We start from the raw sequence: 13,592 nt of genomic DNA on the forward strand, positions 1-13,592 counted from the left end.
GTATGCCGCCGACTTCTGAGCAATTGCTTTTGTTACTGAAGCAGCAGGATACTTCCAAAAGTTGGGAGTATCCTGCTGGTTTTCAGTATAGTCAAGAAATAGCTCGTTTTCAAAAGTTTGTAGAGGCTTTAGAGAAGGCTACTAATTTGATTTTTGCTGTCGAGACAGGACAACAGATTCAAGATGCCTCTTTCCACAGCCAGATTCGGTCGCCTTCCTACGACCAACTGAGTGTAGTGCGATTCAGCAATTTTGGGTCTATGGCCGCGGTTGCTGAAGAAGATGTTACTGCGCCAGAATTGCTAGAAATACTATTGGAGCTACTGCCGCTGCACGGATATGTCCATATCCCTAAAATCGTTTATTCTTTGCCGTATACCGGAACGCAAGTTGGAATAGACCCCATTATAACTTGGTGGGACAGGTTTTTTGAATGGCTGTAATCGTCTACAAACAGTAACTCCTTATGAACCCTCAACTCGGTAAAACTATCGTTATCCTCGGCCTTGTGCTGGTAGCCTTCGGGGCCTTCCTATGGCTGGGTGGCGGCTCGCTGCTGGGGTGGTTTGGGCGGCTGCCGGGCGACATTCGGGTGGAGCGGCCGGGTTTCCGCTTGTATGCACCTATTGTATCCATGCTGCTGCTGAGTATAGTGGTCAGCCTAGTCCTGTGGCTGGTGCGGCGGCTAGGGTAATGCCGACCCTGAACAGAGCAAGATAGTACGGGCCGGTGCGAATGTGAAGTATGGTGTAAATGCAATTTTGATAGGACGTTATACAAGTACCCGTAGTGGTGTATTTGTAGTGGAGAGCCTCTGGAATAGCGCGAAGTGAGCGGTCAAAAAGCCCGTTTTTGAGCACTGGCAACGTTCCCGATAACGATTGCGGAAATAATCAGCTAGCTGATGGGTAGGAAACGGTGGGGTTTCCTCTAACATTAGTGAGGGCTTACTCTGCTAGGCCTGGCTGCTCTTTCTTCGACTAATCAAAATTCCCCACCATGAGAAACAGTTTACTACTAGGTACCCTGGTGCTTGGTACTGCGGTGTCTGCGGTAGCGCAGCAAACCCGCCAGCTACAGGGACGAGTACTCGACGGAGCCTCGGGCGAAACATTGCCGGGCGTGACGGTGGTAGTGAAAAACACTACTACTGGTGCTACCACCGATGGCGATGGACGATTTAGTTTGGCCGTGCCTGCTACCGGCGACGTGGTCCTAACCTTCAGCTACATTGGCTACGTGCCGCAAACGGTGAATGTGGGCTCGCAAACGCAGCTGAAAATCGCCCTGAAGTCTGACGAAAAGGCGTTGGACGAGGTAGTAGTAATCGGCTACGGCCAAGTAAAGAAGAGCGACGTAACCGGGGCCATTGTTTCGGTGAAGGAAGAAGACCTCAAGAAGGTACCGTCGGCCAACGTGATGGAAACCCTGCAAGGCCGCTTGCCCGGCGTGGATATCACCCGGACCAGTGGATCGGCGGGCTCGGGCGTGAACATTGCCGTGCGCGGCAACCGCTCCATCACGGCGCAAAACGGGCCGTTGTTTATTGTGGATGGGGTGCAATACAATTCCATTCAGGACATCAACCCCAATGATATCCAGAGCATGGAAGTGCTCAAGGACGCAGCTTCCACCGCCATCTACGGTTCTCGGGGTGCCAACGGGGTTATCATCGTGACTACGAAAAAGGGGGCGGCCGGTCAGCCACGCGTAACCGTGAACTCCTACTACGGCGTGACGGATGCCGTGTACTACCCCCGGGTGAGCGACGCGGCGGCCTACGTGGCGCAGAAGCGCGAAGCCAACCGCACCACGGGTACCTGGAGCAGCCCCGCCGACGACGCTAAGATTTTTACCCCCCTGGAAATCCAGAACATCGCCAATGGTGTGAGCACCAACTGGATGGATATGCTGCTGCGCCAGGGCGTGCAGCAGGAGCACCAGATTGGCCTCTCCGGCGGCTCCGATAAAACCAAGTTCTATACCTCCTTCGACTACTTCAATGAGAAGGGCTTGTTTCGGATGGACGACCTGAACCGGTATTCCATTCGCTTTAATCTCGATCAGGAAATCAACGCCAAGGTGCGGGTAGGCCTGCAAAGCCAACTGACCTACTTTAACCAAAACCGCCGCCGCGACCCTACCAACCAGGCCAACAAGATTAACCCCTTGCTGACGCCCTATGATGAGAAAGGCAACCTGGAGGTTTTTCCTAACGCCGGCAATTTCATTAACCCCCTCATTGATGAGCAGCCCGGCAACTACCAGAACAACGTGCGCACGACGCGCACGTTCACCACGGCCTACGCCAGCTACCAGATTCTGCCTAGCCTGAACCTGCGTTCCAACTTGGGCCTGACGCTTTCCAACAACCGCACCGGCATTTACCAGGGTGCCAATACGCTGGACCGCAACGGGTCGGTGGCCCAGTCCTCCTACGGTACCGACTTCCTGACCAACTGGAGCTGGGAGAACATCCTGAACTACAGCAAAACGTTCGGCAACCATAGCCTTACTGCCACGGGCGTAACGTCTCTGCTTACGTTCAACACCGAAAACTCAACCGCGCAGGGCCGCAATCAGCTCCTGGACTACCAAGGGTACTACGCCCTAGCCAACGCCAATCAGCAAGTAGGCATCAACAGTGGGTACGTAGACAGTAAGCTGATTTCGTTTACGGGCCGCGTGCAGTACAACTTCAAGAGCCGCTACCTCCTCACGCTCACGGGCCGCTCCGATGGTTCTTCGGTGCTGGCGCCGGGCAATAAGTGGGCGTTTTTCCCTTCGGCGGCCGTGGCCTGGCGCATCATCGAAGAGGATTTCATGAAGGACCTATCCCTCGTGACGGACCTGAAATTGCGGGCCAGCTATGGTCGCGCTGGCAACTATGATATTCCGGCCTACTCCACGCAGTCCTTGCTGGTGCGCATACCGTTTGCCTTTGGCGAAACTTCCTCGCCGGCCTACGCTTTTGCCAACCGCATCGGCAACAAGGAACTGGGTTGGGAGCTGTCGAATACGCTCAACTTCGGCCTCGACTTTGCCCTGCTGAACAACCGCCTGACGGGTACTGTGGATGTGTACGACACCCGCACCAAAGATTTGCTGCTGAACCGCGTGCTGCCCGCCACTACTGGCTATTCGGTGGTGACGGAAAACGCCGGCCGCACCCGCAACCGTGGCATTGAGGTAGGCTTGAATGCACTGGCAATTGAGAAGGACGACTTCCGCTGGAACGTGGGCCTGACCTGGTTTAAGAACAAAGAGGAAATTACGGAGCTGACCGTTTCGGGCAACGACATCAACAACCGGTGGTTTATTGGCTCACCCGTCAGCGTATTCTACGATTACGAGAAGATTGGTGTCTGGCAGACCGATGAGGCGGATCAGGCCAAGCAGTTTGGGCAGAAACCCGGCCAGATTAAGGTGCGCGACCTAAACGGCGACGGCCGCATTACGGCTACCGATGACCGTAAGGTGGTGGGCACTACCGTGCCGAAATGGAGCGGGTCTTTCAACACTGACTTCAGCTACAAAGGTTTCGATTTGTCGTTGCAGCTGTTTGCCCGCGTGGGCCAGACGCTGAACTACGAGTACAACGGCTTCTTCGATCCGCAGGGCATCGAGAACAGCTCCGTCCAGAACTACTGGACTCCCGAAAACCCTTCTAACGACTACCCCCGCCCCGACGCCAGCCTCTCGAAGTCTACGCTGCGCAACGCCCTGTATGGCACTACCCTAGATTATGTAAACGGCTCCTACGCCAAGCTGCGGGCCGCTACGCTGGGGTACACGTTTCCAGTAGGCCTGGCCTCGCGGCTGCACATGTCGTCGTTGCGGGTGTACGTGCAGGGCAAGAACCTCTACACCCTGAGCCACATCGACAACTACGACCCCGAGCGGGGTGGCGCCATCACCACGCCCATTCCGCGGGTGCTGACCGCTGGTATCAACCTAGGTTTTTAAGAGGATAGAGGTAGTTTAACGCTGACTAGAAAGATGAACTTCTCCACTCAACATATGCTGAAACTGCTGCTGGCCGCCGGAGTACTCTCGCTCACGCTGCCCGCCTGTGAAAAGCAGCTCGAAGAATATAACCCCTCCGGCCTTACTGCCGATGCGGTGTACAGCACACCTGCCGGTTTTGAAACTCTGGTGAATGCCGCCTATTCCTACACCCGCTGGTGGTATGGCAAGGAAAACGGCTACAGTGTTTCGGAAATGGGCACCGACCTGTGGCAGCGCGGCGCCGGCGACGTAAACCCCGACCTGACGGAGTACACCACCTTGCAGGGCAGCTCCGCCGCCCTCAACGAGCTGTGGGGTAAGCTGTATACGGCCGTCAACATCTGCAATTCCGGTATTGGGCGGATAGGAAATTCCGGTATGACGGATGCGCTGAAGAAAACCCGCGAAGGGGAGTTGCGTTTTCTGCGGGCCTTCTACAACTGGCAGATTGTAGAAACCTGGGGTGGCGTGCACCTGAGCACGGCCGAAGTAACGGCCATCGAAAATACGGCCAATCGTACGCCGGTAGAAACGTTCTACAAGCAGATTTTTGAAGACCTGAACGTGGCCGTGGCTAACCTGCCTACCACCACCACCGACTACGGCCGGGTAACGAAGCCCGCCGCCGAGGCCTTCCTTGCTAAAATGTACCTTACCCGCGGCCAGAATCGTGAGGCCGCCGACTTGGCCCAGAAGGTGATTAGCAGCTACAGCTACGCCTTGCAGCCCCGCTTTGCCGATCTGTGGTCCATGAGCAACCTTGAAAACAAGGAGATTCTGTGGGCCATCAATTATTCCAAGGATTTGAGCGTAAACGACAGGGTAGACCCTGCACTCTATCCGGAAGGGCACTCACGCGGGGGCAACAACGGTCATCTGCTGTTCCTGATGAAGTACGACGACCAGCCCGGCGTCATCCGCGACGTTGCCTACGGTCGTCCCTTCAACCGCTTCATGCCTTCTCTCTTCTATCTGAACCTGTTCAATGAGAAGGTTGACGCCCGCTACGCCGCTACCTTCCAGACGGTGTGGCTCGCAAACCGGGCCGTAGCTGGCATTGCCGTGGGCGACACGGCCGTGGTAGCTAGCAAGTACATCATTCCGGCCTCGGTGAAGGCCCAGAAGAAGTACCGCATTTGGGACCAAAGCGCCGTGTATCGGCCCAACGGTATTATCAGTGGCGACCGGATTCACTACATGACTATGAAGAAATTCATGGACCCCACGCGCCCCACCATTGCCGAAGAGCAGAGCGCCCGCGACGCCTACGTGATTCGTCTGGCCGATGTGTACTTGACGGCGGCTGAGGCGGAGTTCAAAGCGGGCAATTCGGCGAAGGCGGCCGAGCTGATAAACGTGGTACGGCGCCGCGCCGCCATTCCGGGCAAAGAAACCGACATGCTGATCAAGGCTACCGATGTAACCCTGGACTTTATCCTGGATGAGCGAGGCCGCGAACTGGGCGGTGAGCAACTCCGCTGGTTTGACCTGAAACGGACCGGTAAGCTCTTGGAGCGGGTGAAAAAGTACAACCCCGATGCCGGGGCCAGCATTCAAGATTTTCACCTGGTACGACCGATTCCGCAGCGCCAACTGGATGCAGTCATCAACAAATCTGAATTCGCTCAAAACCCCGGTTACAGATAACCCTTCATACCCTGGTCGGGCTGGCTGTAAGCTGGTCCGGCCAGGCTTTTTTCTTTCCCATGAAACAACTTGTCATTTTGTTCTTCGCGCTATTGCTGCTGGCTTTCCGGCCGGCGGAGGACAAGAAACCCACCATTTTCCTTGTCGGCGACTCAACTATGTCGGACAAGCCCCTGGACAAAGCGGAGCGCGGCTGGGGTATGTACTTTCGCCAGTATTTTGACGAGAACGTGGCCGTGCAAAACCACGCCATGAACGGCCGCAGCACCCGCAACTTCCGCCACGAAGGACGCTGGGCCAAGGTGCTGGAGCAGCTTAAGCCTGGCGACTGGGTGTTTATTCAGTTCGGCCACAACGATTCGAAGCAGGAGGACACGGCCCGCTACGCTGCGCCCCAAACGGCCTACCGCCAAAACCTGACCCGCTACGTACAGGAAGCCCGTGCCAAGGGGGCCAATCCAGTGCTGCTCACGCCCGTAGGCCGCCGTTACTTCGATGACCAGGGCAAGCGCAAGGACGACCACGGCGAGTATCCGGCGGTAGTAAAGGCCGTGGCCAAGGCCCACAAAGTGCCTCTGATTGACTTGCACGAAACCAGCTGGGCCATGTACTCCCAACTCGGCGACGCCGGCTCTAAGCCCTTGTTCTGGAGCTACCAGAATGGCGCCAACAACACCAAGCTCGACAACACTCACTTCTCGGCCTACGGTGCCGAGCGGGTAGCGCAGCTGGTAGCCCAAGACGTGAAAAAGCTCAACCTAGGCTTAGCTAGCCACTTGAAGCCCCTGGCTTTCACGGGCAAGTACAGCTACGACCTGCCCGTTGTGCTGCAACCTTATTTTCGCAAAGACACGTTCGACATCCGTAAGTACGGGGCCGTGGCCGACGGCCAAACCCTCAACACGGAAGCTTTCCGCAAAGCCATTGAGGCCTGCAGCCAGCAGGGTGGAGTAGTACTTGTACCGCGCGGCTTGTGGCTCACGGGCCCCATTCAACTGAAAAGCAACGTGAACTTGCACGTACAGCGCGGGGCGCTGGTGCAGTTCAGCAACAAGCTCTCCGACTACCAGCTCATCAAAACCAACTGGGAAGGTGAGGACGCCGTACGTAACCAGTCGCCCATTTCTGGCTACGACCTGGAAAACATTGCCATCACCGGTGAAGGCACCTTTGATGGTGCCGGCGACGCGTGGCGCATGGTGAAAAAGGAAAAGCTAAACGCCGGTCAGTGGCAGCGCTTGGTGAAGTCGGGTGGGGTAGTGGATGAGAAGGGTACTACCTGGTATCCATCGGCTAGCTCGCTTAAGGGCTCTACGCTCAGCAAACCTTGGACAATTCCGGCTGGTCAGCAGCCCGATTACAGCAAATACCAAGAGTTCAAGGATTTCCTGCGGCCCAACATGCTAAGTCTGCAGCGCTGCAAGCAAATTCTGCTGGAAGACTTTACCATTCAGAACTCGCCGGCCTGGACCATCCATCCATTGCTCTGCGACAACATTACCCTGCGCAACGTGACGGCGCGCAACCCCTGGTACGGCCAAAATACCGACGCGCTCGACCTGGAATCTTGCCGTACTGGCTTGGTAGAAGGCTGCACGTTTGACGTGGGCGACGACGGTATCTGCATCAAATCGGGCCGCGACGAGGAGGGCCGCAAGCGGGGCATTCCCACCGAGAACTTCATCATTCGTGATACGAAAGTGTACCACGCCCACGGTGGCTTCGTGATTGGTAGCGAAATGTCGGGTGGGGCGCGCAACCTGTACGTGTATAACTGCACCTTCATGGGCACCGACGTAGGCCTGCGCTTCAAGACGGCCCGGGGCCGCGGGGGGGTAGTCGAAAACATCTTCGTGGACGGCGTAGACATGACCGACATTGCAGGCGAAGCTATTCTTTTCGACATGTACTACGCGGCCAAGGACCCCGTGCAGGTGAACGGTGATGCCTACGGCATTCCGGAAATCAAGGCGGAACCCTTGAATGCTGGTACGCCGCAGTTCAAGGGCTTCCGCATAAAGAATGTAACCTGCAAAGGTGCCAACACCGGTATTCTGGTGCGGGGCTTGCCGGAAATGGCCATTCAGGACGTGGATATTGAAAACACCGTGCTGGAGTGCAACAAAGGTCTGGTATGCCAGGAGGCAGACGGCATCCGCCTCAAAAACGTGACGTTGATTTCGGATAATACCAAGCCCGTACTAGAAGTGCAAAACAGCCGCAACATCAGCCTCGACAACATTCGCTACACGCCCGGCGCCGAGCTGCTTCTGCGCGTGACCGGTGACCGGAGCAAGGCCGTGACGTTGCGCAACACGAACACCAAAGCCGCCAAGAAGGACGTGGAAATCGGTCAGAAGGTGTCTAAAAAGGTTGTAACGGTATCTAAACTGTAAAAAAAGAACCACCCCTTTTCCATGGAGAAGGGGTGGTTGCGCTTTGGCGCAACTGGGTTGTGGGCCCGTGTGCTGCTAATAGCATCGGTAAAGTGGGCTCAAGCATCAGCTCCACCCGCAGCTTTGGTTGGGTGGGTATGCGTAGCCAATCTTCTTTGGTACCCAACCCCTATCAACTATGCCTCAGCCTGTGTCCAAGAAGATGAAAAACAGGCTTTGGGCTCTAGCTTAACTTTCCCTACTCATGCTCTCTCGTCGCTTTCTCCTTTCCGGTTTAGTAGTAGCCTCGCTTTCTTCGCAAGCTCAAACTGCCAGCACCACCACTCGGCCGATGTCGCAGCGCATGGCCGATGCCTTTATTAGCTGGCACCCCGACTCCATTGTTATTGGCAACCGCAAAACTGCCCGCTGGGACTACGAGCAGGGGCTAATGCTGAAGGCGTTGGAGCGCGTATGGCAACGCACGGGTGACGCGCGCTACTTCTCCTACATTCAGAAGGACCTCAACCAGTTTGTGCAGCCCGATGGCACCATTCGCACTTACAAGCTGGAGGACTACAACCTCGACAACCTGACGACGGGGCACGCCCTGCTTACCCTCAGCCAGATGTCGGTGCCCCAGGTAGAGAAGTACCAGAAAGCGGCGCAGCTGCTGCGCAAGCAGCTGGAAGGGCAGCCGCGTACTAAGGCGGGTGGCTTCTGGCACAAGAAGGTGTACCCCAACCAGATGTGGCTCGACGGCCTTTACATGGCTGAGCCGTTCTACGCCGAGTACAGCAAAGTTTTCAACCAGCCCGCCGGCTTCGACGACGTAGCGAAGCAATTTGCTCTCATCGAAAAGAACCTGGTGGACCCCAAAACAGGCTTGCTCTACCACGGCTACGATGAAAGCAAGGAGCAGAAGTGGGCCAACAAGCAAACCGGCCAGTCGCCGAATTTCTGGGACCGGGGAATGGGCTGGTATGCTATGGCATTGGTTGATGTGCTGGACTACTTCCCCCAGAACCACCCGCAGCGCCAACAGCTCATTAAGGACGTACAGCGCCTAGCTCCGGTGCTGGCCAAGTATCAGGATGCCAAAACGGGCACCTGGTCGTTGGTGGTCGATCAAGCCGCGCGCAAGGGCAACTACGCCGAGGCTTCGGGTAGCAGCATGTTTGTGTATTTCCTGCAAAAGGGTGTGCGTATGGGCTACCTCGACAAGAAGTACGCCGACGTGGCGCGCAAAGGGTACGATGGGCTAGTGAAAACCTTTGTGGCTACCGAAACCGGGGATGCCTTGGCTTTCAACGGGACGGTAAGCGTGGGAGGCCTGGGAGGCAACCCCTACCGCGACGGTAGCTTTGAGTACTACCTCTCTGAGCCCCTGCGTAAAAACGACCTGAAAGGCGTAGGGCCTTTTATTCTGGCGAGTGTAGAAATGGAGGTGGCCGCCGAAAGCAGCAAGGGCAAAGGCAGGACAGTAGCCATAGACAACTATTTCAACCACGAGCTGCGCAAGAACCCCACTGGCGGCCAGCAGGAGCCCTGGCACTACACTTGGGAGGATCGTACGCACGGCGGCTTTTACTTCTGGGGCCAACAGTTCCGCGACTTAGGGGCCAAAACCGTCACTGTTCCTATCGCCCCAACGGCCGCCGCATTGGCGAACGTAGACGTGTTCATTATTGTGGACCCCGATACCAAGAAAGAAACGCCCACGCCTCATTTCGTGCAGCCCGCCGATGTGCAGGCCCTAACCAAGTGGGTAAAGAACGGGGGCACCTTGGTGCTCATGGCCAACGATACCAGCAACTGCGAAATTCCGCGTTTTAATACGCTGGCTCAGGCATTCGGCATTCAGTTCAAGCCCCTGAACCTGAATATGGTGAAAGGCAGTCAGTTTGAGCAAGGCCGCGTGGCGCTGCCTGCCGGCAATGCCGTATTTAAAACGTCGCGGGCCGCTTACATTAAGGAGCTGGCTCCGCTGGATATACAAGCGCCCGCGCAGCCCCTCATCAGCCAAGACGGCCACGTGATTATGGCAACGGCCAAAGTGGGTAAGGGCACTGTCTTCGTCGTGGGCGACCCGTGGCTGTACAACGAATATGTAGACGGCCGCAAGATTCCGGCTGAGTTTCAGAACTATCTGGCCGCAAAGGATTTGGCTACCTGGTTGCTGCAACAGGTAGGGGCTAAGTAAGGTAGGGCGCCCTTAGTGCCAGCCGTGGTAAGTGCGGCTGATGCAGGGCTTTGCCTGGGCATCTTTCGGGCAAAGCAAGGAAGAGGCGGTACGTTCCGGCTGCTTGCTTTGCCCGAGAGATACTGGTTACCTGTTCAAATCATTCTTGCGTTGCTACTGCCGTTGCGTATGCGTCTCTTTGTATCGTTGCTCTTGGTTCTATTGCCGCTGGTAGTGGGAGCCCAATCGTCCTTGTCGAAAGTGTGGGTACCTGACCTGGGCAATGGCACCTACAAAAACCCCGTTCTCTACGCCGACTACTCTGATCCCGACGTGGTGCGGGTGGGCCAGGACTATTACCTCACGTCCTCCAGCTTCAACGCCTCGCCGGGCCTCCAAATCCTGCACTCGCGCGACCTGGTAAACTGGACCATTATTGGGGCCGTGTTCAGCCAGCAGCTACCCCAGGCCCGCTACAACATACCTCAGCACGGCAACGGCGTGTGGGCCCCGGCTATCCGCTACCACCGTAAGGAGTTCTACATCTATTACCCTGATCCCGATCTGGGCTTGTTTGTGACCAAGGCCAAAAACCCGGCCGGACCCTGGAGTACCCCGGTATGTATCAAGGAAGCTAAGGGCTGGATTGACCCCTGCCCCCTGTGGGATGAGGATGGGCAAGCCTATTTGGTACACGGTTTTGCCGGTTCGCGGGCGGGGTTCAAGAGCGTGCTGGCCGTAAGCCGCATGAGCCCCGACGGTCTGCACCTCCTCGGCGACGAAGTACTAGTGTTTGATGGCCACGACAAGCACCCCACCATTGAAGGGCCCAAATTCTACAAGCGCCACGGCTACTACTATATTTTCGCGCCGGGCGGTGGGGTAGCCACTGGCTGGCAGGTAGTCATGCGCTCCAAAAATGTGTTTGGTCCCTACGAAGACCGGGTAGTTATGGCCCAGGGCAATACGGGCATCAACGGCCCGCACCAAGGCGCGTGGGTAGATACGCCCGATGGCAAAGAAGACTGGTTTCTGCACTTTCAGGACCAGGGGCCCTACGGCCGGGTAGTGCATTTGCAGCCCCTACAGTGGAAAAATGACTGGCCAGTTATTGGTGAGGACCCTGATGGGGATGGTAACGGCCAGCCTGTGCTAACCCACCGCAAGCCCACCATTAAAGGGCAGCCACACCCTTTGGCCACTCCCGCCACTTCCGATGAGTTTACCAGCAATACACTGGGGCTGCAATGGCAATGGCACGCCAATCCGCAACTGGGCTGGCACTTCCTGAACGGTAGTGCGGGATTGCTGCGGCTATATTCCGTGCCTCTACCCGATGATTACCGCAACCTCTGGCAGGTACCCAACCTGCTGCTGCAAAAGCTGCCCGCCGACAAGTTCACCGTCACCACCAAGCTAACCTTCAGCCCCCGCTTTGAAGGTGAAAAAGTAGGGCTAGTAATGATGGGCCTGGATTACGCGGCGCTGTCCTTGGGTAATGCAAACGGCAAGCTGCTGCTAACCCAGGCAGTGTGTAAGAATGCGGAAAAATTGGCGGCTGAGCAGGAGACTTCCTCCGTTGTAGTTCCGGGCAAGCAGCCTGTCTACCTGCGGGTAGCGGTGCAGCCTGGTGCTATCTGCCAGTTTAGCTACAGCCTCGATGGGCAGCAGTTTCAGCCGATTGGTGGGGCGTTTACCGCGCGGGAGGGCAAGTGGATTGGCGCCAAAGTAGGTCTGTTCTGCACCCGCGCCGCTAAAACCAACGACGCAGGCAGCGCCGATGTAGATTGGTTTCGGGTAGAGTAAGACGCTAGACCTGAGCATGGTGAGCGTACCGCCATCCACTAGGCTTACAGCTTCACCATTTCCGGCATCGTGGAGGTGCGCACAATCAGCTCCGTCGGAATCCGTACCGTTTCAATGGGTAGGGCGCGCTGCTTGCGCTCAATTTGGTCAATAAGACGCTCTGCGGCTATCTGACCAATTTCCTGGGCAGGCTGAACGACCGTACTCAGTGGAGGCGCTAGTAGCTCTGCCACGTTGAGGTTCGTGAACCCAATGAGTGACACGTCGTCGGGGATGTGCAGGTTGCGCTGGCGGAGGGCTTGCAGGCAGCCCACAGCTAGTCGGTCGGAGGCGGTGAAAAAGGCGTCGGGCGGGGAGGGGTACCGCATGAGTTCGTCTACCATTGGGCCTACTTCATCAGGCCCGAAGGAGCCGTAGCGCACCAAGCTCTCATCGAATACTAAGCCGTGCTTTTCCAAGGCCGCACGGTAGCCGGCCAGGCGCTCTTGCGTGATGCTTAGCCAGGGCTGAATGGTGAGGTGAGCAATGCGCCGCCGGCCCGATTGAATCAGATGCTCCGTCGCGGCAAAGGCTCCCCCGAAGTTGTCGGCCACTACCTTTGTTACGTTCAGCTCCGCCGATACACGGTCGAATAGCACAAGTGGTACGTTCTTATCGAGTACTTCCTGTAGGTGTGCTACGTTAGACGTTTCGCTGGATAAGGACATGAGCAACCCATCTACTTTCCGGGACATAGACTGCTGCACGTTGGCTATTTCTCGCTCGTAGGATTCCTGGCTTTGGAAGATGATAACGTGGTAGCCGCGGTTGTAGGCAATGGCTTCAATCCCATTGATGGCCTGCGAGAAGAAGTAGTTGGCAATCTGAGGAAGAATAACTCCAATGGCCCGGCTGGCGCTGCCCTTCAGGCTCAGCGCAATGGGGTTAGGGCGGTAGTTGAGCCGCTCGGCGCATTCCATTACTAGGCGCTTCGTCTCAGGGTTGATTTCGTAGCTCCCTCGCAACGCCCGCGACACTGTGGAGGTAGATAGATTCAGCTCGCGGGCAATGTCTTTTATGGTGAATGTTTCCACAGCGTAGGCGGGCTATTAATAGAGAAATGAAGGAGAGTGGGGACTTACTTTAATCCAAGAACCTCTGCAGCCTAGCGGGGTAAGTGCCAGGGGCAAAAAGCAGGAAGAACGCCAAAGTATCCGTCGTATAAGCTGCCAAAAACCGCGTCGGCGGCTGGTTGGCAACGTTCCCGACATCGTTTGCGCAAATTATTAACCGGATGATCTTCCTTTTGGGAAAGCCATCATCTAACCTTAACCAAGCAGAAAGCTAGCCTGGTGTTTCAAAAGTACACCGGATTTCTCCGAAAAGTTTATAATCCTACTTCCTCCGGAATGAGTACTTCCTCCTGGTTTGATCTGAGGGGTAAAGTGGCCCTAGTGACGGGCTGCACGCGCGGCATTGGCCAAGCCATGGCCGTGGGCCTGGCCGAGGCCGGGGCCGATATCATCGGCGTGTCGGCCTCGCTGGCGCTGCAGGGCTCGGCCACGGCCCAGCAGGTGCAGGCGCTAGGCCGGCAG

General features: G+C 56.6%; 9 protein-coding genes. 8 read left to right on the forward strand and 1 reads right to left on the reverse strand.

Annotated features, from left to right (window positions below; genetic code table 11):
• Positions 1–2 precede the first annotated feature (2 nt).
• The 7 genes from CHB83_RS21990 (at position 3) to CHB83_RS22020 (ending at position 12,018) form a co-directional block, all read left to right on the forward strand.
• Positions 3–443, forward strand: coding sequence for a hypothetical protein (locus CHB83_RS21990; protein ID WP_055562736.1), 441 nt, complete (start codon positions 3–5; stop codon positions 441–443).
• A gap of 23 nt (positions 444–466) precedes the next feature.
• Entirely contained in the window at positions 467–694 is a 228-nt protein-coding gene (locus CHB83_RS21995; protein ID WP_089334314.1) for a DUF2905 domain-containing protein, read from the forward strand.
• A gap of 305 nt (positions 695–999) precedes the next feature.
• Positions 1,000–3,966 carry a SusC/RagA family TonB-linked outer membrane protein gene (locus tag CHB83_RS22000; RefSeq protein WP_089334315.1) on the forward strand — a complete coding sequence of 989 codons (2,967 nt, stop codon included), beginning with the start codon at positions 1,000–1,002 and terminating at the stop codon, positions 3,964–3,966.
• A 54-nt stretch (positions 3,967–4,020) separates the two neighbouring features.
• Complete coding sequence (locus tag CHB83_RS22005) at positions 4,021–5,655, forward strand: RagB/SusD family nutrient uptake outer membrane protein (protein WP_089334316.1); 1,635 nt, start codon at positions 4,021–4,023, stop codon at positions 5,653–5,655.
• A gap of 59 nt (positions 5,656–5,714) precedes the next feature.
• Positions 5,715–8,051 (forward strand): glycosyl hydrolase family 28 protein, encoded by a 2,337-nt coding sequence (locus tag CHB83_RS22010; RefSeq protein ID WP_055562735.1) that lies wholly within the window; start codon positions 5,715–5,717, stop codon positions 8,049–8,051.
• A gap of 244 nt (positions 8,052–8,295) precedes the next feature.
• A complete protein-coding gene (locus tag CHB83_RS22015) occupies positions 8,296–10,233 on the forward strand; it encodes a DUF4350 domain-containing protein (RefSeq protein ID WP_045689147.1) in 1,938 nt (645 codons plus the stop codon).
• A 168-nt stretch (positions 10,234–10,401) separates the two neighbouring features.
• Positions 10,402–12,018 carry a glycoside hydrolase family 43 protein gene (locus CHB83_RS22020; RefSeq protein ID WP_089334317.1) on the forward strand — a complete coding sequence of 539 codons (1,617 nt, stop codon included), beginning with the start codon at positions 10,402–10,404 and terminating at the stop codon, positions 12,016–12,018.
• A 44-nt stretch (positions 12,019–12,062) separates the two neighbouring features.
• Here the strand turns inward: CHB83_RS22020 and CHB83_RS22025 are convergent, their stop codons facing one another.
• Positions 12,063–13,091: a LacI family DNA-binding transcriptional regulator gene (locus tag CHB83_RS22025; RefSeq protein ID WP_045689146.1), complete on the reverse strand. Its 1,029-nt coding sequence runs from the start codon at positions 13,089–13,091 to the stop codon at positions 12,063–12,065.
• A 315-nt stretch (positions 13,092–13,406) separates the two neighbouring features.
• Here CHB83_RS22025 and CHB83_RS22030 point away from each other — a divergent pair.
• A partial coding sequence (locus CHB83_RS22030; RefSeq protein ID WP_143437247.1) for an SDR family NAD(P)-dependent oxidoreductase occupies positions 13,407–13,592 on the forward strand: 186 nt, incomplete at its 3' end.

This window comes from Hymenobacter mucosus, assembly GCF_900188255.1.
GTDB lineage: Bacteria > Bacteroidota > Bacteroidia > Cytophagales > Hymenobacteraceae > Hymenobacter > Hymenobacter mucosus.